Annotated in this window: 23 protein-coding genes; 12 read left to right on the forward strand and 11 right to left on the reverse strand. The window is 71.1% G+C overall.

Going from position 1 to position 21244, the window contains the following annotated elements:
* Positions 1-29: 29 nt before the first annotated feature.
* Complete coding sequence (locus AH6_RS04045; protein WP_245679169.1) at positions 30-566, forward strand: GNAT family N-acetyltransferase; 537 nt, start codon at positions 30-32, stop codon at positions 564-566.
* Between the two features lie 35 nt (positions 567-601).
* On the opposite strand, the gene AH6_RS04050 is transcribed toward AH6_RS04045, so the two are convergent.
* Positions 602-1693, reverse strand: coding sequence for an alpha/beta hydrolase (locus tag AH6_RS04050; protein ID WP_245679170.1), 1092 nt, complete (start codon positions 1691-1693; stop codon positions 602-604).
* 2 nt (positions 1694-1695) lie between these two features.
* On the reverse strand, positions 1696-2910 hold the full coding sequence (locus AH6_RS04055; RefSeq protein WP_067473664.1) for a trypsin-like serine peptidase: 1215 nt from the start codon (positions 2908-2910) through the stop codon (positions 1696-1698).
* A gap of 431 nt (positions 2911-3341) precedes the next feature.
* Between AH6_RS04055 and AH6_RS04060 the strand changes: the two genes are divergently transcribed.
* Positions 3342-4337, forward strand: a complete 996-nt coding sequence (locus AH6_RS04060) for an FUSC family protein (protein WP_067473667.1) — start codon at positions 3342-3344, stop codon at positions 4335-4337.
* A 115-nt stretch (positions 4338-4452) separates the two neighbouring features.
* Here the strand turns inward: AH6_RS04060 and AH6_RS04065 are convergent, their stop codons facing one another.
* Complete coding sequence (locus AH6_RS04065) at positions 4453-4632, reverse strand: hypothetical protein (protein ID WP_067473671.1); 180 nt, start codon at positions 4630-4632, stop codon at positions 4453-4455.
* Between AH6_RS04065 and AH6_RS04070 the strand changes: the two genes are divergently transcribed.
* Together AH6_RS04070 and AH6_RS04075 are read left to right on the forward strand one after the other, a co-directional pair.
* A complete protein-coding gene (locus tag AH6_RS04070; protein WP_067473674.1) occupies positions 4625-5038 on the forward strand; it encodes a cytidine deaminase family protein in 414 nt (137 codons plus the stop codon). The genes AH6_RS04065 and AH6_RS04070 overlap by 8 nt on opposite strands.
* Positions 5039-5103: 65 nt before the next feature.
* The gene (locus tag AH6_RS04075) at positions 5104-5730 is read left to right on the forward strand and encodes a TetR/AcrR family transcriptional regulator (RefSeq protein WP_067473677.1); all 627 of its coding nucleotides are present in this window, start codon (positions 5104-5106) and stop codon (positions 5728-5730) included.
* A gap of 60 nt (positions 5731-5790) precedes the next feature.
* Here the strand turns inward: AH6_RS04075 and AH6_RS04080 are convergent, their stop codons facing one another.
* Together AH6_RS04080 and AH6_RS04085 are read right to left on the reverse strand one after the other, a co-directional pair.
* Positions 5791-7536, reverse strand: a complete 1746-nt coding sequence (locus AH6_RS04080; protein WP_067473681.1) for an ABC transporter ATP-binding protein — start codon at positions 7534-7536, stop codon at positions 5791-5793.
* Entirely contained in the window at positions 7533-9293 is a 1761-nt protein-coding gene (locus tag AH6_RS04085) for an ABC transporter ATP-binding protein (RefSeq protein WP_067473684.1), read from the reverse strand. Before AH6_RS04085 ends, AH6_RS04080 begins: the two co-directional genes overlap by 4 nt.
* 303 nt (positions 9294-9596) lie before the next feature.
* On the opposite strand from AH6_RS04085, the gene AH6_RS04090 reads away from it, so the two are divergent.
* The 3 genes from AH6_RS04090 to AH6_RS04100 are packed head-to-tail and all read left to right on the forward strand — an operon-like array spanning position 9597 to position 12336.
* Positions 9597-10430, forward strand: a complete 834-nt coding sequence (locus tag AH6_RS04090; protein WP_218005702.1) for an ABC transporter substrate-binding protein — start codon at positions 9597-9599, stop codon at positions 10428-10430.
* An 8-nt stretch (positions 10431-10438) separates the two neighbouring features.
* Positions 10439-11533, forward strand: coding sequence for a FecCD family ABC transporter permease (locus AH6_RS04095; protein ID WP_067473690.1), 1095 nt, complete (start codon positions 10439-10441; stop codon positions 11531-11533).
* Entirely contained in the window at positions 11530-12336 is an 807-nt protein-coding gene (locus AH6_RS04100) for an ABC transporter ATP-binding protein (RefSeq protein ID WP_067473693.1), read from the forward strand. Before AH6_RS04095 ends, AH6_RS04100 begins: the two co-directional genes overlap by 4 nt.
* A gap of 1051 nt (positions 12337-13387) precedes the next feature.
* Here the strand turns inward: AH6_RS04100 and AH6_RS04110 are convergent.
* Positions 13388-13897, reverse strand: coding sequence for a CHAP domain-containing protein (locus tag AH6_RS04110; RefSeq protein ID WP_067473698.1), 510 nt, complete (start codon positions 13895-13897; stop codon positions 13388-13390).
* A 250-nt stretch (positions 13898-14147) separates the two neighbouring features.
* Here AH6_RS04110 and AH6_RS43375 point away from each other — a divergent pair, with 250 nt between their 5' ends.
* The 3 genes from AH6_RS43375 (at position 14148) to AH6_RS04125 (ending at position 17886) form a co-directional block, all read left to right on the forward strand.
* Positions 14148-16046 carry a serine/threonine-protein kinase gene (locus AH6_RS43375; RefSeq protein ID WP_067473701.1) on the forward strand — a complete coding sequence of 633 codons (1899 nt, stop codon included), beginning with the start codon at positions 14148-14150 and terminating at the stop codon, positions 16044-16046.
* 598 nt (positions 16047-16644) lie between these two features.
* A complete protein-coding gene (locus AH6_RS04120; RefSeq protein WP_245679171.1) occupies positions 16645-16965 on the forward strand; it encodes a hypothetical protein in 321 nt (106 codons plus the stop codon).
* A 384-nt stretch (positions 16966-17349) separates the two neighbouring features.
* Positions 17350-17886 (forward strand): dihydrofolate reductase family protein, encoded by a 537-nt coding sequence (locus AH6_RS04125; RefSeq protein ID WP_067473704.1) that lies wholly within the window; start codon positions 17350-17352, stop codon positions 17884-17886.
* Between the two features lie 118 nt (positions 17887-18004).
* Here the strand turns inward: AH6_RS04125 and AH6_RS47225 are convergent, their stop codons facing one another.
* A complete protein-coding gene (locus AH6_RS47225; protein ID WP_157431252.1) occupies positions 18005-18244 on the reverse strand; it encodes an Lrp/AsnC ligand binding domain-containing protein in 240 nt (79 codons plus the stop codon).
* A gap of 148 nt (positions 18245-18392) precedes the next feature.
* Here AH6_RS47225 and AH6_RS04130 point away from each other — a divergent pair, with 148 nt between their 5' ends.
* On the forward strand, positions 18393-19208 hold the full coding sequence (locus AH6_RS04130) for a relaxase domain-containing protein (protein WP_067473707.1): 816 nt from the start codon (positions 18393-18395) through the stop codon (positions 19206-19208).
* 79 nt (positions 19209-19287) lie between these two features.
* Here the strand turns inward: AH6_RS04130 and AH6_RS43385 are convergent, their stop codons facing one another.
* Positions 19288-19428 (reverse strand): hypothetical protein, encoded by a 141-nt coding sequence (locus AH6_RS43385; RefSeq protein ID WP_157431253.1) that lies wholly within the window; start codon positions 19426-19428, stop codon positions 19288-19290.
* Positions 19429-19456: 28 nt separating this feature from the next.
* A complete protein-coding gene (locus AH6_RS43390) occupies positions 19457-19621 on the reverse strand; it encodes a hypothetical protein (protein ID WP_157431254.1) in 165 nt (54 codons plus the stop codon).
* Between the two features lie 259 nt (positions 19622-19880).
* Here AH6_RS43390 and AH6_RS04140 point away from each other — a divergent pair, with 259 nt between their 5' ends.
* Positions 19881-20531, forward strand: a complete 651-nt coding sequence (locus AH6_RS04140) for a hypothetical protein (RefSeq protein ID WP_067473713.1) — start codon at positions 19881-19883, stop codon at positions 20529-20531.
* Between the two features lie 77 nt (positions 20532-20608).
* Here the strand turns inward: AH6_RS04140 and AH6_RS04145 are convergent, their stop codons facing one another.
* Together AH6_RS04145 and AH6_RS46485 are read right to left on the reverse strand one after the other, a co-directional pair.
* Complete coding sequence (locus AH6_RS04145) at positions 20609-20830, reverse strand: hypothetical protein (RefSeq protein ID WP_067473717.1); 222 nt, start codon at positions 20828-20830, stop codon at positions 20609-20611.
* Positions 20831-20842: 12 nt separating this feature from the next.
* The gene (locus AH6_RS46485) at positions 20843-20977 is read right to left on the reverse strand and encodes a hypothetical protein (RefSeq protein ID WP_281180186.1); all 135 of its coding nucleotides are present in this window, start codon (positions 20975-20977) and stop codon (positions 20843-20845) included.
* Positions 20978-21244 lie beyond the last annotated feature (267 nt).

Here is a 21244-nt window from a genome sequence, read left to right on the forward strand (position 1 = left end):
CTCGCTCGGCCGGTGCGACCATCTTGCCCGTGATCCAGGATGCCTCCGAACGGACCTTCCAGCTGGTCGAGATAACCCCGCAGGCCATGTCCGCGCTCGTGGACGGTGACCTTCCCGCAGCTTCGGCGGAGGTCGGAGTTCCGCTCACCGAGCACTTCGTGGGCGACGATCTGCGGGGTCTGTGGCGCTACCGGACCCAGCTCCGCCAGACCGCTCCCGACCAGCCCCAAGGACGCGTGTGGGCGGTGGTGTCCGAACCCGACGGACGAGTCGTCGGCCACGGCGGTTTCCATGACCCGCCCGACGCCGAGGGAGCCATCGAGATCAGCTACTCCGTGGACCCGGCCGCTCGCGGGCAAGGCTGGGGCAAGACCATCGCGACCGAACTGCTGCACCGCGCCACGGACGAGGGCGCCAGGACCGTTCGAGCCTCGGTCTCCCCGGACAACAGCGCGTCCCTGGCCATCATCGCCGCCATCGGCTTCCAGCAGATAGGCGAGCAATGGGACGAGGAGGACGGCCGCGAACTCGTCTTCGAGCAGCCCGCCCCGGCCGCCAGGCCGTAGCGCGGCGGGCGCCGAAGCCACCCGCCGCGCTCCCGTCAAGCCGCTGGCGTCAGAGAGGACTGCAGGCGAGGCATCAGGTCGACAAGGTCCTGATACCAGCACCCCGCCTCGTGACCGCCGCCCTTGCAGTACTCACCCCAGTTGGCGCCGTTGCCATAACCCTCGTAGTGAACGGGGATGTTCAGGGATTCGAGCTTGTCCCTCATGTGGGAGGAGGCGCTTTCCAGCCACCATTCCCGGATGTCGTACTTCCCGCCGTCACCGTTGCCGACGTAGATGTGGATGCCCATGCCGCGCAGCTTCGCCGCGTTGGCGACCGGGTCGGCCTGGTTCCAGCGCCAGTCGGCGTTGAACGCCGGGTAGGGGCTGCCGAACAGCGCGTCGCTGTCCACGCCGGGGGCGTACGCGTCGTCGTCGCAGGCGACCGTCCCGGAGGTCGAGGCGCAGAGCGCGCCCGTCGCGTTGGTCAGCGACCCGACCACGACCAGGCGCAGCGCCATCTGGTTCGCGCCCAACTCCAGGTCGCCCGACAGGGAGCCGACCTGGCTGAACAGGTCGGGGTGCAGCTGGGCGTAGTGGAAGGCGCCGAACCCGCCCATCGAGATGCCCGCGATGGCGCGCGCCTGCTTGGTGGCGATCGTGCGCAGGTTGGCGTCGATGAACGGGATCACCTGCTTGATGTGGAAGTTCTCCCAGTTCGCTGCCCCGGCGGCGGTGTTCTGGTTCAGCCAGTTGGCGTACCAGCCGCGGTTGCCGCCGTCCGGCACGACGGTGATCATGCCGGACGCGCCGGTGAGCGCGGCGTTGCCGTAGAAGGGCAGGGACGGGTCGTCCGGCGAGCCGTGCAGGAAGTACAGCACCGGGTACCGCTTGCCCGGGTTGGCCGCGTAGTCGCTCGGCAGGATGATCCGGATGTTCTGCTCGCCCTGGACCTGGGCGGTCTTCACCGTGATCACGAAGTTGGTGTCGGTGTTGGACGGGGCCGAGCTGGCGTCGCTGGTGACCTGGGTGAGCCCGAACCCGTCGGCCAGCGACGGCCGCGACGCCGCGTGCGCGGCGGGCGCGGACAGCGACACCAGGACCAGCGCGGCCAGCACGCTCAGCGCGCGCTTGAGGGAGGTCGTCACGGTCAGGCTCCCGGGGTGACGGCCTGGGCCGTCTCGAAGGTGGCCTTCTCCTGGTTGCCGAAGTTCGTCCCGGCCATGTAGGGGCTGGGCGCGCGGGACTGGGCCTCGGCGATCGCGTCGAGCCCGCCGGTGCTGTTCTGGGCGAAGTGCGAGGTGACGCCGACCAGGACGCCCTCGCCGGTGGCCTGGTCGAAGTCCCGGAACCAGGGGCCGCCGCTGGCGCCGGGGCTGAGCTGGGTCTTCATCAGGTCGCTGTTGGTGTCCTGCCACCACTCGCGGTTGATCCAGGACGCGCCCTGGCTGAACAGCAGGGACCGCCCGTCGTAGATGCGCTGCTGCGCGGCGGGGACGTTGTTCACGTTCGGGGAGCCGTTGATCACCGCGGCGCCGGTGCCGGAGAAGTTGGGGCCGCTGTAGCTCTTGAAGTTCACGGTGGGGTAGCCGAAGTTGGTGCGCGGCGTCTTGCGCGCCGGGTTGAAGCCGATCTGCTGGCCGCCGCCCACGACCTCCTCGACGGGACGGTCGTCGGCCGGGTTGTCGACGACCATCGCGGCCATGTCGTTGTTGTTGAAGTGGTTGGCCTGGCCCGCCCAGCCCTCGGTCCACCAGGCCCGGGTCACCGTCCACACCCCGTACGGGGCGACGTCGGAGCCGATCGCCGGGCCGCTGTCGACGTTGGTGCCCGGCGCGACGCGCGGCAGGTTCTCGCCCCGGAAGCCGGGGATGAACAGCGCGTTCGTCGCGACCATGTTGAGGTCCAGCGGACCGTTCAGGCCCCAGTTGACACGCAGGCAGTGGGCCGCGGTGACCACGACGCTCTTGTTCTGACTCTTGACGACCGTGGCGGTGCAGGCGGAGGGGGCGTCGGTGGTGGTCGCGCCGTCGGCGTTGCGCATCCGCATCACCAGCTTGCCGGCCGTCCGGGTGATCTTCCCGCCGCCGGACCAGGGCCGGGCGGTGTCGTCCCAGCCGGCCGCCGGGGCGACGGCGTCGGACCCGTCGCCGTTGAGCGCGGCGACCGCCAGCCGCTTGAGGTTCCAGTAGTCGGTCTGCTGCTGGAGCCGGGTCTGGTAGCCGGCGCCGGACGGGACGAGGGTCAGTTCGGCGGGCCCGGCGGCGTGCGCGGCCGGGGCGCCGCCCACGGTGGCCGCGATGGCCGTGGCCGCCGCGACGGCCAGCAAGGACATCCGCCGGGGGGCGAACGGATGCGTCGGCATGGTGCGCTCCTTTAATAGACACCAATGTCTGTGTGAAGCTAGCAGCCGGAAACGAAGCCCTGGAAGACAGGGCGCGGAGTGGAATGGATCACAGGGTGACCGGCGGGCATATCGGGGCGTTTCGGGGTATGGGGTGGCCGCCGACCCTTGATGGTCTCTGTCAATTCGCCGCCGTAATAAGGGTGCTAATACCGTTTCCACGGCATAATCGGATCAGTAAGCGCAATAAATCGCCCGAATCACCGGCCCCGCCCCGCAATGCGCCGACGGTGGCTCTTCTCCCCGCCGCACCGGGGTATCGATCATGACGGCAGGTGTCGGCGCGAGCGGGGGCTCGCCGAGCGCGGAGGCTGGTCTCGACGGGGAAGAAGACGCTCGCGCGCACCGGACGGCGCCGGGCACGAGTTGTCGCCGCAGACGCGCTGGGGCGCGTGCGCACCCAGGCGTGGCCGCTGTTGCAGTCCACCGCCGCCGCGACCGTGGCCTGGGTGGTCGCGGGCGGGCTCATCGACGGGCACGACCCGTTCTTCGCGCCGATCGCCGCCGTCGTCGCCCTCAACGCCTCGGGCGGGGAGCGCGGGACCAACGCCGTCCGGCTGCTGCTGGGCGTGGTGATCGGCATCGTGGTGGGCGAGGCCGCCCTCACCGTCCTGGACGGCGGGTACCGGACGCTGGCGATCGCCACCGGCGTGGCGATGGCGATCGCGGTGGCGGCCGGCGTCGAGCGGATCGTGATCGCCCAGGCGGCGGCCGGCGCGATCCTGACCGTGACGACCGCCGACGGCCGGGTCGGCACGGGCCGGCTGGCCGACGCGCTGATCGGCGCCGGGGTGGCGCTGGTGTTCAGCCAGGTGTTGTTCCCGGTGCGGGTGGTGGCGCTGCTGCGCCGCACCGAGGCGGCGGCGCTGGCGGAGATGGTGCGGATGCTCGACCAGACCGGCCGGGCGCTGGACCGGGAGGGCGAGGTGCCCGCCCAGGAGGTGGTCCGTCTCCTGGGCGACCTGAGCGCGCCGCTGGCCGACCTCGGCCGCGCCCGCGCCAACGGCCACCGGGCGGCGCGCCGGACCGTGCTGCGCTGGGGGGACCGGGGGCCGCTGCTGGACGAGGACGAGAAGATCGACCGCCTCATCCTGCTGGGCGAGAGCAGCCTGTCCCTGGTGCGCGCCACGACGGCGATGAGTTCGACCGAACGTCGGCAACTCGGCCCGGTGGTGTGCGAGATGGCGGCGGCGCTCGACGCGCTGACCACCGGCCTGGGCGACAGCGCCGACCGCCTGGACGCGGCCGAGCGCGCGCTGCGGGCGGCCCATCCCTTCGTGGACAGGGCCGCCGAAGACCCCCTGACGACGGTCGCGCACGTGGCGGTGCAGATGGTCGCGACCGACATCATGCTGTTCGCGGCCCTTGAGCCTGATGAGAGCCGGTAGCAGCGGGCCACGACGTAAGGGAAACACACGACCGCACCCAGGCGCGGCCGGGAAAGGTGCGGCGAGCGTCGAACCGAAAACGTGCTCACTCCCATCCGGGAAATGCCTACGCCATTCAAAGACGGCCCAGGAACACCAGCTCGTCGAACGGTTCCGCGAGGTCAACGGCGACCACCCGACGCCCGTTGCCGACGACGGATTCGCCAGTGCGCCATCCGCCGATATTCGTTTGCGCACCCGCGACAGGCGGGCCAACGTCGTCAGTCATCCCGACGAAGGCAGAGAAGATGACCATGCAGACCCACCCCGTCGACCACGACCTCGTCCGGGCCGCAGCGCACGTGGCCCGCACCCGCTGCCGGGGCGACGACCACACCATGGCGGCCGCGGCCCGTGCCCGGGACGGCCGGATCGTCACCGCGGTGAACGCCTACCACTTCACGGGAGGACCGTGCGCCGAGCTGGTCCTCATCGGCGCGGCGGCCGCCCAGGGCGTCTACGAGCTGGACACGATCGTCGCCGTGGGCGACCGCGACCGGGGGATCGTCCCCCCATGCGGCCGCTGCCGTCAGGTGCTTCTCGACTACTTCCCCGGCCTCAAGGTCATCGTCGGAGACGGGGACCGTGTCCGGACCGTCCGCATCACCGACCTGCTGCCCGAAAGCTACGTCTGGGCCGACCACCGGTTCGACACCGAGTGACCGCGACGCGGAGGAGGGCCGTCCCACCGGCGGATCGCCCCCGCCGGACACGTAGAATCCGCAGGATGAGTGTGCGCCGACCCACCCCTGGCCGCCCGCGGACCAAACCCGCCGAGGAGCGGCGCGCCGACCTCCTGGACGCGGCCGAGCGGGTGTTCGTCGAGCGGGGCGTCGACGCCGCCCGGATCGACGAGATCACCGAGCGCGCGGGTGTCGCGATCGGCACCTTCTACCTGCATTTCAGCTCCAAGCGCGACCTCATGCTCGCGGTGCGGGCCCGCTTCATCGACCGGCTGGTCGAGCGGCAGCAGGCGGCGGTGCGGGACCTGCCCGCCGAGGACTGGGTCGGGCGCGTGGACGCCTGGCTCATCGACGCGGTCCGCGTCTACGTGGAGCACGCCGAGCTCCACGACGTGCTGTACGGCCACACGCCGATCAACGCCACGACGGAGATCCAGGTCAGCCCGGAGAACGCGCATGTCGAGGCGTTCCGGCGGCTGATCACCGAGCGGCCGGACCCGCCCGCGGACGCCCCGGACCCCGTCATGGCGGCGAATCTGATCTACAGCGCCTGGTACGGCGCCACCCACGCGCTGCTGCATCACGAGGTCGAGGACATCGACCGGCGGGCCGACGAGCTCATCGCCGACATCATCGACCTCGCGCACCGCTACCTGCGCACCGGGGTCTGAGTCCGGCCGCCGGCGACCCTGACGTGCGGATCGCCGACGGGGGAGCGGGCCTGTTCCCGGTCAGCGGTCCGCCTTGGCGATGCGCCAGTGACGTGCCCGCTCGTACTGCGAGCTCAGCCGCGCGAACGCCCCACCGGCGCGCAGCAGTTCCTCCCGCGTGCCGGCCTCCACGACCCGGCCGCCGTCGAGCGCGACCACATGGTCCGCGGCGGCCAGGGTGGCGGGGCGATGGGCGATCACGACGACCGTGCGGCCGGGGTCGGCGCCGAGGTTGGCGATGGCCCGCGTGATCGCGGCCTCGTTCTCCGGGTCGAGCGCGGAGCTGGCCTCGTCCACCAGGACGACGCGCGCCCGCTTGAGCATCGCCCGAGCGATCGCGACGCGCTGGCGTTCGCCGCCCGACAGCTGCGCGCCGCCCTCGCCCACGCGGGTCCGCCAGCCCGCGGGCAGCCGCTCGATCACCTCGTCGAGCCGCGCCGCGGTGGCCGCCTCCCGCAACTCGTCCCAGGTCGCCTCGGGACGCGCCAGGCGCAGGTTGTCCTCGATGGTGTCGTCGAACAGGTAGACGTCCTGGAAGACGATGGCGATCTCGTCGAGCAGGGTGCCCGGGTCGAGCTCGCGCACATCGACGCCGCCGACGCGCAGCGCGCCCGAGTCGATGTCGAAGAACCGGGCGATGAGCCGGGTCACCGTCGTCTTCCCCGATCCCGACGGGCCGACCAGCGCGGTGGTGGTGCCCGCCCGGCAGCGCAGGGACACGCCCTTCAGCGCGGGGGTGTCGCCGCCCGGGTAGGTGAAGGTGACGTCCGAGAACTCGACGTCGGCCTCGGCGATCCGGCGCACCGGCTCGGCCGGGACCGGCAGCGTGGGCGTGGCCAGCAGTTCCTCGACGCGCGCGATCTGGTTCCGCAACGCGCGCAGGGCGCCGATGAGCTCGATGAGGTTGCCGAGCGGCTCCAGGAAACGGGCGGCCAGCACGAGCAGCACGATCGCCGTGGCGACCTCGATCCGCCCGCTGAGCAGCAGCTCGGCGGTCAGCGCGAGCACCGCGACGAAACCGGCCATGATCACACCGGTGTAGATGAAGAACGGCCGCCGCGCGCGGCGCATGCCGTCCCGGTAGGTTTCGCGGTGGTCCTCCAACGCGGCCCGCATCTGGGGCGTGCCCTCGGCGTGCCCGGCGGCGCGCAGCACCGGTTGGGCCTGGCCGAGCTCGATCGCCCGGCTGGCGACCCCGGCCGCCGCCCGCTCCAGCTCGATCTCGGTGATCTCGGCGATCCGCGCGGCGCGCCGCAGGGCCAGGTAGGCGACCAGCGCGATCACGCACAGCAGCAGCGCCATCCGCCAGTCGACCGCGAACGTCACGACGACGATCGTCGCGGGCAGCAGGGTCGAGGTGATCACGGGCCCGCCGATCGTCACGGCCAGGTGCGCGGCGTTGCCCACGTCCGCGGTCACCGCCCGCGCGAGCCGCGCCTTGTGGTCGGCGGTGAACCAGCCCAGCGTCAGCGTGCTCACGTGGCGCATCAACCGGCGGCGCAGCTGCGCCGCGAGCGTGCCCGACGCCGCGAAGCCCACCGGGGTGGCGACGACGCTCAGCACCGCGTACAGGAGCGCGCCGACCGCGCCGAGCACGAGCCATGGTGTGGCCGCGCCGACGTCCGGTTCGGGGCGTATGACGGCGTCCAGGATCGGGATGAGCAGGGCGAGCAGCAGACCTTGGAGGACTGCCTGCGCCGCGGTGAGCGCCCACAGCCGGGCCAGCAGTTTCGGGTTCGGCCAGAGCCGGTACAGGCGGCGGATCACGCGAGCACTCCTTCCTGGGCGGCCCACATCCGGGCGTACAGCCCGTCGCGCACGAGCAGTTCGTCGTGGCGGCCCTGCTCGGCCAGCCGCCCGTTCTCCAGGACGAGGATCTGGTCGGCGGCCGCGATGGTGTGCAGCCGGTGGGCGATCACGATCACCGTCTTGTCCACCGTCAGGTTGGCCAGCGCTTCCTGGACCGCCGACTCGCTGTCGGCGTCCAGCGCGGCCGTCGCCTCGTCCAGGACGACGATCGGCGCACCGGACAGGATCGCCCGCGCGATCGTCAGCCGCTGGCGCTCACCGCCGGACAGGCCGCCGCCGCTCGCGTCGAGCAGCGTGCCGTACCCGTCGGGCAGGGCCTCGATCACGTCGTGGACGTGCGCGGCCTCCGCCGCCTCGCGGACCTCCGCGTCGCCGGCGCCGGGCCGGCCGATGCGGATGTTCTCCGCCACGCTGTCGCGCAGCAGGGCGACGTCCTGGAAGACCAGCGACATCGACGCCAGCAACTGCGCGGACGGGATCGAGCGCACGTCCACACCGCCGATCCGGAGCGACCCCGCCGACACGTCGTAGAAGCGCGGCAGCAGGCTGGCGAGGGTCGTCTTGCCGGCGCCCGACGGGCCCACGATCGCGGTCACCCGGCCCGGCGGGCAGACGGCGCTGATCTCCTCGACGGCGTTGGTCACCCCGTCGTAGGAGAAGGAGACCCGGTCGAACTCGACGCCGTGGCCACCGGGCGTGCGCGGGTTCGCGGGCTCGGGCAGCGGCGCGCGGGCCAGCAGCCGCTCGATGTTGGCCGCGCCCATCCGGCCCTTGCGCACCCCCTGGGCGGCGGTCACGGCGGGGAGGATGGAGTTGGGCAGCCCGATGGCGACGACCAGGAACGCCACCAGGTCCGCGACGCCGAGCAGGCCGCGGTCGACCAGGGCCAGCCCGGCGGCCGTCACGGCGGCGAGGACGGTCATCTCCGAGCCGAACAGCCGCGAGGCCGCCGAGCTGTGGCGCACCTCGGCGACCCAGGCCGCGAACGCCCGGGTGTGCTCGTCCACGGCGTCGTCGAAGCGGCGCAGGACGCGGCCCCCGGTGCCGAACGTCTTGACCACCTGGATGCCGTCGGCGTACTCGACGCTGGCGGCGCTGATCCGCGCGTCGGCGGTGACCAGCCGGTCCATGTGGGCCGTCATGGAGCGCATCGAGACGCGGAAGAAGATGCCCGTCAGCAGGAGCACGCCCAGCACGACGAGCGCCATGCGGACATCGACGAACAGCAGGTAGCCCGTCGCGACGACCATGACGGTGGTCGCCCCGACCAGTTGCCCCAGGGCGTGCGCGATGACCTCGTGCATCTCTTCGAGGTCGCCCGTCATCGCCCGCTTGACCTTGCCCGAGCCCGCCGCGCGGAACCAGCCGAGCGGCAGCCTGCCGAGGTGGGTCACGATCCGCACGCGCAGGTCGTGCAGGATCGCCGCGTCGGCGTAGTGCCCCACCCGGGAGGACTGCACGAACAGGACGAGCCAGACGCCGGCGCCCGCCGCGCCGACGCCGACCCAGGTCCAGATGGCGGTGCGCGAGCCCGCGGGGTCGTCGAGCATGAGCCGCGCCATCTCGGCGACGGCGATGTAGGGCACGATGCCCGCCGCCGCGCTCAGGCACGACAGGACCGCGCAGACGGCGAGATGGGTCCGGATCGGGGCGAGCAGGCGGAGCAGCGCGCCGGGTCCCGCCAGCCCGGGAGGTTGCGATCTTGAGCGTTTCATTAGGGTAACCTAACATGGTGACTGAAGCTCATTCAATAATGTGCGCACCGCCCGGAAACCCCCGTGCGACCGTCACCGAAGGGAACGTCCCCCATGCTCCAGACGCACCTCGGCCACCCTTCGCCAAGCCGCCGACCGAACCGGCTCCGAGCCGCCGCGCTCGGCGTCCTCGCCGCGCTCGCGGCCGTCGGAGCGGCCGGGTGCGCAGACGCCGGCTCCGGCCCGCGCCGGGAAGGCGGGCCGAGCGGAATCGCCTTCCGATCCTGTGACCGCGCCGTCGAGCTGGATCGTGTCCCCCGGCGTGTGGCGATCACTACGGACGCCATCGCCGACACGCTGTTCGCGCTCGGCGTCGGCGACCGGATCGTCGCCAAGACGCGCGGCGAGTCCGCCCCCGCGCCCGAGCTGAAGGCGCGCCTGGCGGCGCTGCCCAGCCTCGGGACGCGCAATCCGAGCGTCGAGGCGCTGATCGCGGCCAAGGCCGACCTCCTGATCACCGATCAGGTCGAGAAGGTCTCCGGCAAACCGGGAAGCCCGAGCATCGCCGAACTGAAACGGCTGGGCATCGCCACCTACGTGGTCGGCGGCGGTTGCGCGGCGGACCTGAAATCGGACACCTCCGGCCTCGCCGCGCTCGACGCCGACCTCCGCCAGCTCGGCACGATCTTCGGTGTGGGGGCACGCGCGCGGGCGCTGGCCGACGAGCTGCGCGGCGAGCTCGACGACGTGCAACGGCGGACCGCCCGGGAGCCCAGGCGCAAGGTCGCCGAGATCTCGCAGGTCGCCGGCCAGCTCTACGTGACCTCCGGCGGCCTCGCGAACGACGTGCTCGAACGGGCGGGCGGCACGAACGTCTTCGCCGACCTGCCCGGACAGTTCGCCCCGGTCAGCCCCGAACAGGTCGTCGCGCGCGACCCCCAGGCCATCATCGTCGACGACTTCACGGCGACGGCGGCGGGCCGGAACGACGCGACCGCGTTCCTGAACCGGACGTTCCCCACCGTCGAGGCGGTCGCGAAGCGGCGGATCCTCGTCATCGACGCGGCCAAGACCGGCGCGCGCGGCAGCACGAGGCCGGTGGCGGGCGTCACCGAGATCGCGCGCTTCCTGCACCCGAACACGTCCCACTCTCAGTAGGGTCCGCGATGCGCAAACAGGCAACCGCCACCATCGTCGAAGAGCTCCCGCAGGGCGGTCGCCGCCCAGTCCTGGGACGCGGCGGCCGACATATACCCCTCTCCGTCGTCGCGCCGCCGCTGCTCGTCCTCCTCGCCGTCACGATCTGCGTGGCGGTGTCGGTGGGATCGGTCGGCGTGCGGCCGGAGACCGTGCTCAAGGTCATCGCCGATCACCTGATCGGCGCCGGGACGCCCGCCAGCGTCATGGACGACCAGATCGTGTGGAACCTGCGGCTGCCGCGCGTCCTGCTGGCCGCCGTGGTCGGCGCGGGGCTCGCCGTCGTCGGCGTCACCCTCCAGGCGACCGCCCGCAACCCGCTCGCCGACCCCTACGTGCTCGGCGTCTCCGCGGGGGCCGGGCTGACGGCCTCTGTCGCGATCACCTTCGGGTCGGCGGCGGTGGCCGGTCTGTCGACATCGGCGGCGGCCTTCGCCGGGGCGCTGGTGGCGACGGTCGTGGTCCTCGGACTGTCGCGCCGCGCCGGCCGGGTCGTCCCGAGCCGCCTGGTCCTCGCCGGGGTGACCCTCTCCTACCTGTTCAGCGGAGCCACCAACTTCGTCATCTTCCGGAGCGGCGACGCGGACGCGGCGCACTCGGTGCTGTTCTGGCTGCTGGGCTCCCTGTCGGAGTCGTCGTGGTCGAACCTGCCGCTGCCGGCGGCGGCCGTGCTGGTCATCGGCGTCTCCCTGATGTCGCGGGCCCGGACGCTCAACGCGCTCGCGGCCGGTGACGACGCGGCGCTCTCGCTCGGCGTCCCCGCGCACCGCGCCCGCGTCCGCCTGCTGGTCGTCGCCTCCCTCTTAACCGGCGTCCTGGTCGCGGTGTCCGGCGGGATCGGCTTCGTGGGACTCATCGTCCCCCATCTCGTGCGCCTGGCCGTGGGCCCGGACCACCGCCGGCTGCTCCCGATCGCCATGCTCGTCGGCGCGATCTACCTCGTCGTCGTCGACGTGCTCTGCCGCGTTCTCGTCCGTCCCGAGGAACTGCCCGTCGGGATCGTCACCGCCGTGCTCGGCGCGCCGGTCTTCCTGTGGCTGCTGCGACGTTCGGAGGCGTCATGAGACTCTCGCTGTCCGGTGTGAGCGTCCGGATCGGTGCCGTCCCGATCGTCGCGGACTGCGACCTCACCGTCGAGGACGGCGAACGCGTCGGACTCGTCGGCCCCAACGGCAGCGGCAAGACCTCGCTGCTGCGCACGGTCTACCGCGCGCTCGATCCCTTCGCGGGCGGTGTCGCGCTGTCCGGCGCCGACGTGCGGACGCTCAGCCAGCGCGAGGTGGCGCGACGTGCCGCGCTCGTCGCCCAGGACGCCGCTCCGGACTTCGACTTCACCGTGGAGGAGGTCGTGGCCATGGGGCGCGGACCATGGCTCCGGTCCTTCGAGTCGGCCACCGGTCGTGGGGCGGCACCGATCACCGCCGCGCTGGAGCGTGTCCGCCTGACCGACCATCGCGCACGCCGACTCTCCACGCTGTCCGGCGGTGAGCGGCAGCGGGCGCTGGTGGCCCGCGCGCTCGCCCAGGAGAGCCCGCTGCTCCTCCTGGACGAGCCGACCAACCATCTCGACGTGCACGCGGCGCTCGAACTTCTGGAGCTCGTGCGCGATCTGGGACGCGCGACGTTGTGCGTACTGCACGACCTCAACCTCGCGGCCGCTTACTGCGACCGGCTCTATGTCCTGCATCGCGGGCGGATCGTCGCGGACGGCCCGCCCGCGGAGGTGCTCACCCCCGAACTCGTCCAGACCGTCTTCGGAGTGACCTGCACGCATCTGACCCATCCGGTCACCGGCGGCCTGCTCCTCGCGTTCTCGCCGCGACGTGCCGCGCCGGTCGCCGCGTTCGGTGAAGAAGCGAACCGATGAGCACCCTCCGGCGGAAGCGGCGCTGAACCGCCGGTCTCGCAGCGCCACCCCCGATGTACTACGAACCGTAGTACATTTATGGCCGCGCAAGTCCGTCGGCCGGACGGTGCTCGTGCCGGGATCACCTCCCTGGTCAACCCCGCCAACTGCGCCAACGGCAAACCCGGCGTCACCCCAGCCGAGAAGAGCGCCTACCGCGACCAGTCCATCAACTCCTCGCTGGAGTTCCTGGGCCTGCTCGGCCGGATCTTCGACGTCCGGCAGCGGGCCGCCACCCTGGTGGCCGACCTGCGCTGGCGAGTGGACGCCGTCCGCGCCCGGGTTGTGGGCCGGCCCTGTTCACGGCCCGGGAGGATGGCGAGGCCGAGGCCGCCGAGCTGTTCGCCGCCTACCCCCAGTGGGCGGCGTCCAGGACTCACACCCACACCGTGGTGTCCGACGGCGTCTACCTCGGCCCGCTCAACGCCCGGGGCGTGGAGAAGATCGCCAAGGCGGTCCACCCGTGACGCCCCGCGAGCCCGGGACCGCCCCGTGCCGCCGGACCCCGTGCCATCGGACACCGCCCCCGCGGCACGGGGACACGATCCCGGCCGGGGCGCGCGCCCGCATCCGGTGTCGGGGCGCGGCGTCGTCCTGCTTGCTGGCCCGCGCGCTGGCCCAGCAGGCGCCGCTGCTGGTGCTGGACGAGCCGACCAACCACCTGGACGTCGGCTCCCTGCTCGGCCTGATCCGCTCGCTGGGCCTGACGCTGCTGGCGACCCTGCACGACCTGGACCACGCCGCCGCCTACGCCGACCGGGTCGTGGTGCTGAAGGAGGGACGCGTCGCCGGGGCAGGACCACCGCACGAGGTCCTGACCCCCGCCCTCATCGGCGAGGTGTTCGGCGTGCGCGCTCACGTGGGACCGCATCCGACCACCGGACGCCCGCACATCGCGGTGGCCTCACCGGCCGCCGCCCGTCCGCGGGTGCGGTCCGTGCGGCGAGGGTGCGCCGGGCCTCCCGGTGCCTGCGGGGCCTGGCCGGGGCTGAGCCCGGCCAGGCCCTCCGCATCAGAAGAAGTGAATGAAGGCGTCGACGGTGTTGGCGGCGATCGTGCGCTTGCTGTAGGCGACGGCGGTGGAGTAGTTGTACTCCTCGACCACGATCTTCGTTCCGCTGATCTGGGCGACGTAGGCGACGTGGCCGGTCCGGCCGGCGTTCCAGACGGCGATGTCGCCGACCTTGGGCGTCTTGTCGACCTTCATCTTCGCCTTCTTGGCGGCGTCGTCCCAGGTGTTGGCGTTGCCCCAGAGAACGTCCTTGTAGCGGTTGGTGAACGTGACGCCGAGCCGCTGGTTGATGCGCCAGGCAGCGAAGGACGTGCACTGGCCCGTCCAGAAGTTCCAGGGGTCGGCCACGTTGGGCTTGGTCTTGTAGGGGTAGTCGTCCTTGATCGTGCGGTCGCAGGGTTTGTCGCAGGCGGCGGCCTGGACGGGCGGGGGCGCGGTGGCGGCGGACGCCGCGGGGGACAGGAGGGTGCCGGCCGCGACGGTGGCGGCGGTGATGACGGCCAAACGCATGGGAGCTCCTTCGGGGGCGGGAAAGCCCGGATGGAAATGTCCGGCAAGCAAGATCGTTTCATGTCGTTTTCCTGGACCATGCACCAGCCGCCCCGTTCGGCGCCCGCCACGCCGAGCCCGGCCCCGAGAGCGCCGCACGCTCGACCACGACGACGGAGGCCGCCGCCGGTCCTTATGAACGCCACAGTCTTTTTGACATGGGACAGCCGTGCCTGGAAGGCTCTGGTCTTCCCGTGGCGAGGGAGGTTCCATGGCGGGTCCGGGTGGGCTGCGTTCGAGCGATCCGCCGAACCTCGGACGGTACGTGCTGGAGGGACGGCTCGGTGAGGGCGGCCAGGGGGTCGTCTACCTCGGACGGGACGAAGGCGGCCGCCAGGTCGCGGTGAAGCTGCTCAGGACACAGCTCAGCGGGGACCAGGCCATGCGGGCCCGGTTCGCGCGGGAACTGTCGGTGATCGAGAAGGTCGCGGGATTCTGCACCGCTCAGGTCCTCGACGCCGACATCGCCGGGGACCAGCCCTACATCGTCAGCGAGTACGTGCCCGGCCCCTCGCTCCAGGAGTCCGTCGCCGAGCACGGACCGCGCGGCGGCAACGACCTGCACCGGCTCGCGGTCGGCACCGCGACCGCCCTGGCCGCGATCCACCGGACGGGGATCGTGCACCGCGACTTCAAGCCGCCGAACATCCTGATGGCCTCCGACGGCCCCCGCGTCATCGACTTCGGCATCGCCCGGGCGCTGGAGTTCGGCGCCGACTCGACGATCGCCAGCGGAGTGGTCGGCACCCCTTCCTACATGGCGCCGGAGCAGATCGCCGGCGGGCGGATCACAGCGGCGGCGGACGTCTTCGCCTGGGGAGCGACGCTGGTCTTCGCCGCGGCGGGCCGGCCCCCCTTCCGGGGCGACGGCATTCCTGCCGTGATCCACCAGATCGTGAACGGCGTCCCCGATCTGAGCGGCCTCCCCGACGATCTGCACATCCTGGTCGAACGGTGCCTGGCCAAAGACCCTGCCCTACGGCCGTCGTCGCAAGAGCTTCTGCTCACCCTCCTGGGCGGGCAACCGGCGACCCCTCCGCCTCCGCAGGGTGCTCCGCAACCGGCCCTCCCGCCGCCTTCCCCGCCGCCGCAGTTGCAGCTGCCGCAACCGCCGCAGTCGCAGCCGCCGCGGCTCCAGCCGGAGCATCAGCCATGGCCGCAGGCACCTTCAGCCCCCAAGGGTCGTAACAGGACCTGGTGGATCGTCGCCGGAGCCGCCGCAGCCGTGATCGCGGTCAGCACGGCAGGCGTGCTGTGGAACAACCACCGAGCGGACGCCGATCGTGGCGGAAGGGGCGGCGACAGCGCCGCCCAGCCGGTCGGCTTGCCGGCGGACGGGCCCGAAGCGGTGGCCGCCGCCGGCTTGGCCGTGCGGAACTTCACCAGCTACCACTACCTCAGCTACGACGCCGACCTGCAACGTACCCGGGCCGATCTGGCCGAGGAGTTCTGGCAGAAGAACCAGAGCAGCCTGCAACAGCGCCGCACGACCGCGACGAGACAGAAAACCATCGCCGAAGGCACCGTCGTGGCCGCAGGCTTGGAGCGGATGGCCCCCGGCCGCGCCGGCGTGCTCGTCGTCCTGCACCGGAAGACGCGGCAGACCGGCTCCCCCGAACGGCTCGACAAGCAGGCGATCCGCGTCGAAATGCTGAGCCGCAAGGGGAGATGGCTGGTCAGCGAGCTCACCCTGCTGCCCGCCCCGCAGAGCAGCGGAACAGACCCATGGCCGGCCGGGGCGACATCGTCGTTGTTCAAGGACGCCGGAGAGTGCGCTGCAGCCCTGGTAACGGTCGACCACAAGACGATCGACGCCGATCTGGCCAAGGTCACGGCCTGCGCCACCGGTGGTTACGCAACAGAGTGGGCGCGGAGCGCGGCACAGATCAAGACCGCGGCGGTCAACGCCAAGAGCTCCACCAGGAGCCTCGGGGTGGAAACGGCGATCGTCCAAGCGGACGCGGTCAAGGCCACCGTCATCGTCCAAGCGTCATCCCAGGCCACCGGCCCACCGGCCGGGGCAGGGGCTTCCCGCGACCACTGCTGGCGCCTGACGATGGACAGGGTGGACGGCCGCTGGCGGATCAGCAATCTCGACCAGATCGTCTAGCTGAGACCAGGTTCGCGGCCATCGCTCCGTCGGCTTTTCCCTGCCCTTGCCGCCGGTACGAGGCTAGGCAGGAGCGTTTCCAGTTCGGGGGCAAGGCGTCAGCGCCGCTGCGCGGGCCGACGACGTCACCGAACCGACGTGGGCAGCGGGGACCGTGCATCCCTGACTCCGTCCCGACTCTGGACCACGCCCCTGCGAGAACGATGGCCGCCGGTGGAGTCCGACAGTGCGTCGCCGGGTTCCCACCTCGAATCTGGCTGCGGACGGAGGGCGGGAGATCGCAGTCAAGGAGCTCAGCCCGCCTGACGAGAACGTGCTTTGAACTCGGTTGGGTGCGGCTCTTCCTTTGCCTTCCTGCGCAACGCCCGCCTGACGTACGCCGACCCGACCCGGCGTCCGGGCCCGAGCCTCGGCGAGGCCGAGTCGGTGGCCTGCGCCGACGAGCACACGCGGAGTCCGACCTTGATCACTTTCGTCGGGGCGGCTAGGTTGAGCACCGTGCGGCCGGAAGGCGGAGCGGGGGCGGTCGCCTCGCGCGGGAGGCGTCCCGACCGCGATGAGCTGCTCGATCACGCTGCCATGGAGTTCGGGACCACTGATGATGAGCGCGGAAGAGGATTTCCGGCGGGTCGGCGCCGAGCTGGCCGACCTGGGTGTACGGGTCTCCAGCATGATGGGGAGTCCCGCGCTCAAGGACCATGCGGGGAAGGTGTTCGCGAACCTGCACCGCGACGGCGCGATGGTGTTCCGGCTGGTCAGGGACACCCCCGAACACGCGGCCGCGCTTGCGCTGCCCGGAGCGTCCCTGTTCGACCCCTCGGGGCGGGGCAGGGAGGTCAAGGACTGGGTGGTCGTGCCCCACTCCTCGGTCGATCAATGGACGGACCTGGCCGAGGTCGCCCACAGCCGCCCACGCTGATCGGTAGCCCGTCTCCCCGTCATCACCCGTTTGGGCCAGGTGAGCGCCGAGCCCGCCAGCAATTCCTGGCAGGGGCGGCTCGTTCCCGGTGATCAGTCCGGCTCGCCGGATCCCTGTGCGCGAGCCGCACCCCAAGCAGATGAATGGCGTCAACCTTCCAAGGCGGCGTGGCCTGGCCGCACAGCACTGCCCATATGACCGTTCCCGCCGCGCCTCATGCGTGAGCTCGTCGTTCGCGCCGTCACCCACGCCTTCACCGCTGGGACGTTACCGCAATGGCACGCGTGTACCGGCGTCATCGCAGATAGGCGTGCAACTCCCGCCAATGTCAGCCGTCCGAACTATGCTCCGATTCCGGCCTTCCGAGAGCTGTGGAGAAAACGCATGAGTGATGCGGGCACCGGCAAAGTGGTCGTGAACAGGGCGATGTCGCTGGACGGCTTCATCGCCGGTCCCGGCCACGCGATGGACTGGATCTCCGATTACCTGACAGCGGACGCGATTCCGGAGGTGATGGCGGCCACGGGCGCCATGCTCGTCGGCCGGGGCACGTACGAGGTCGCCAAGCGCATGTCCAAGGAGGGCACCCCCTACGACGGGGGAGCGCAGTTCGTCCTCACCCACCGGCCGCCCGACGAGCCGGACCCTGCGGTCACCTTCCTCACCTGTGGACTTGAGGAGGCCGTTGCCACGGCACGCGGCGCCGCGGGCGGCAAGAACCTGGAGATCCTCGGCGCCGACGTGGCCGCCCAGTGCCTGCGGCTCGGACTCGTCGACGAGATCCTGGTGTACGTCCTGCCGGTGCTCCTCGGCGATGGCGTCCGCTTCTCGCCGCCGAGCCTGGGCAGGGTCGAACTGGAACCTTTCAGCAACACCCATGCGGGCGCCGTCACGACGCTCCGCTTCCACGTGCGGAAGTAGGCGCGGCCTTCCAACGGATGCGATCATCCGCCGTCGAGCGTGAAGGACGTTGCCCGGCGCGTCACCGGACCCGGTGAACGTTCATGGACAGCGCGCCGGAAGCCCCGCGCCGCGTCCGTCACCCGGTGAGCAGCGTTCCAGCGGCCTTGACGGTGCGGAGCACCGGTGCGGTCTCGATCGTGCTGATCTGTTCGAGCGCGCTGAGCCTGCGGGTCAGGTAGTGGTGCAGATCGGCGGGGGAGGCGCACAACGCCTGGGCGAGCAGGTTGGTGGGGCCGGTGGCGGCGGCGAGGTCGGCGTAGGAGGCGCGGCCGTCGCGTCCCAGAGCGTCGATGAGCCTCCGGTCCGCGTCGGTCAGCGGCGGGTGTTCGGCCGGGCCGCCCGCCGGAGGCGCGAGCCGTCCGGTGGCCGCTCCCGGCCGTGATCCCGCAGACCGCCTTCCTTGATCGTCTGCGCGGCTACGGTGGCCCGGTCCGTCACGCTCCGATCAGCAGAGAGACCCCGCCGTGCTGACAGTGCAAACGATCACGCTGCCCGCCACCCCCGACGGCCACGAGACCTGCGCCATCCAGGCCAACGCCCTCGCCGAAGACCTCTCTCCCCGCGCCTTCGCCCGCACCGACACCAGCCGCCAGCGCGCGAACTCGATGTGGCTCGGCTCCGAACGGGCGCTGTCGTTCGCGGGCGTGAAGCTGGGCGCCGAGGTCACCGGTAACGAGCTGGCGTTACTGCTCCGCGGCTGCGACCCCATCTACGGCCCCGCCAACATCAAGCCCGCCGACCGCCGGCGCGCGACCACCGGCCACCTGATCTTCTCGGCCCCCAATTCGGTGTCGTGGATCTGGGCGCAGACCACGGACGCGTCCCTGCGCGAAGGCATCAAGCAGGCGATGATGAACGCCGCGCACCGGACCCTCGGCCACCTGGCACGGACCCGCCCCCTGCTGGACGGCGAGCAGCCCGGTACGGGGTACGCGGCGGCGGCCGTCCTGCACGTGATCGCCCGCGATTCCCCGCAACCGCCCCCGCCGCTGCTGCACGTCCACTGCTACCTCATCGGCATCACCGACCAGCTCGGCGACACATGGACGCCCAACGCCGAGGCGCTGAGCGAGGAGACGGTGGGACGCGAGGGCGGAGCCGTCGGCCGCGCCAAGCTCGCCGAGCAGTTGGCCGAACTCGGATTCCAGATCCGGGGCCGTACGGGACCGGGCGGTCGCTATTTCGAGGTCGAGGGCGTGCCGACCGAAATACTCCGGCCTGAGATGTCGGTCCGGGCACAGTGTGACGGGCCCGTGCAGGACGCCCACTACGGAGGCTAGCCGCACCGGCAAGCGACGAACGGCCCGTCCATACGCACTACCAGTGGGCGGGGCCGTCGACCACGACACGGGTTTCCCCTCAGGAGTCCTTCCACCACGGCTTGGTGCCCTCTGGAGTGATGAAGTCGTGGAAGCTCATGTTGGAAAGTCCCAGGTTGCACTCCATCGACCCGGCCTTGCGGAGGGGAAGGACGGCGACCTGCCCTGGAGTGTCGTGCACGTCGACGATGGTCAGCGGCCGGTCGGGCTCAGACGAAGCCGCATCCGGCCGCCCCGACCAGGAGCACATCACCGTCACGATGGCCCCCGACTTCCTTGAACAGTTCGCCCCACAGTGCCGTGCCGTCCTGGTAGCACGTACTGACCAGCAACACTTCGTCAGGTGCAGGCTGGGGAAGCTTGCGAACCGGCATTGCTCTCCTCCTGAAGACGAATTGCGGTCACTGGCCATGCTGACGACTCGGTAGGACATCCCGGCTCCCAAGGCATCGGCTCGCAAGCAAGCAGAAGACGACCCAGCAGCTACAAGGGCGATGCGCCTGCCGAGGCCGATCCACGGATTCTCGACCGTGACCCCTTCTGCGTGCAGGCCGTCATCCGGTGGATGATCAAAGAACGGGACCCGAGGTACGATCCCGAGTCCCGTCTCCCTATGCCGCGAAAGCTCACCGCATGAACGCAGCAGAGACCCGGCCCATCGCCCTGACCGTCGGCGACTGGCACACCCTCCTCATCTGCATCTCCGACGAAACCGACGGTGCCATCGTCAGGGGAGATCCGCGCGGCATCGTCGGCCTCGCCGACAGCATCCGCGACACCGTGGCGGCTCACGTACGCGACGGCTGGCACACCCCTGACAAGCCCGTCACCGTAGCCCTCACCCTCGACCAGTCGGCCCTGGCCTTCGCCCTCCTCGACAAGTGGGCCGACATCGACGAACAGCGCGGACACCACGACGACGCCGCCGAACAGCGGCACATCCGCGACCGCATCGGCGCCACCATGGCCACCGTGCCGGAATGGCCCCAGACCCGCGACGGATTCCTGGACCCCGACACCGTCCACAACTACCCGGCACCCGAACCCGACCTCACCGGCATGCCTCCCACCCATTCCGGTGCCGATCGCGGTGTTCCGGCCGGTTCTCGGGGACGCATCCCCGCAGCGACCGCCCACCTCTACGAACCTGCCGCAGAACCTGACAGCAGGGACATCGCGGAAGTGGTCGCCCACCCCTATGAACCCGCTGCCAGCGACACCGTGAAAGAACCCTGGATCGCGGCACTCGAAGACCTCATACGCCAACGCCAACAGGAATCATGACAACCCCACGTCTCTTACTGCGGCTCAAGAGACGCTCGGAACATGCGGCCGCCTGAGAACGATTCATCCTGAACTCCTCATCGTGAAAGGCGGCGGCCCGCCATCGCTGGGACGACAGGCAGCGCGGCGACGCCGACGGCCCCGGCGAGCTGCTGGTTCGCCTCCAGCACCCCGGCGGCCGAACCGCCCTCGTGGTCGTCGACACCCGCCAGGACGAAGCCGAAGATCAGCAGGGCGGGGACGAGTCGCAACGACGAGACGTCGCCCGAACCGGTCAGGTAGAGCGTCGCAGCGCCCACTCCGCAGATGACCTATACAGCGGGTGACCGACGCTTCGCACTGATCGCGCCGACCGTGATGTCGAGCGCCCAGGGGATGGTCGTGAGGCCGGCGCGCATCGGGGAGTAGCCAAGGCCGAGTTGAAGGAACAGCGTCAGCTCGAGCATGAAGCCCGACATCGCGCAGAAGAACCGCAGGGAGACGGCGATGCTGGCGGTGACGGCTCCAGGAGCGCGCCCGTCCGCCCCCCGACCAGTGGCCCGGCCTGGAACTGCTGCTGTAGATGATGGAAGAGGCGGGGTTCAGCGAGCCTTTTCTAACCTGCCGGTGCGGTGCAGCAGTTGTGAGCCGAAGCGCGATAGTTGTCACCGGAAACGCCGGATGAGGCCTACTGCATGATCGGACCAACGTTGTGGTCGGCCTCATTCGCCTCG

The organism is Actinomadura hibisca NBRC 15177 (assembly GCF_001552635.1).
GTDB classification, from domain to species: domain Bacteria; phylum Actinomycetota; class Actinomycetes; order Streptosporangiales; family Streptosporangiaceae; genus Spirillospora; species Spirillospora hibisca.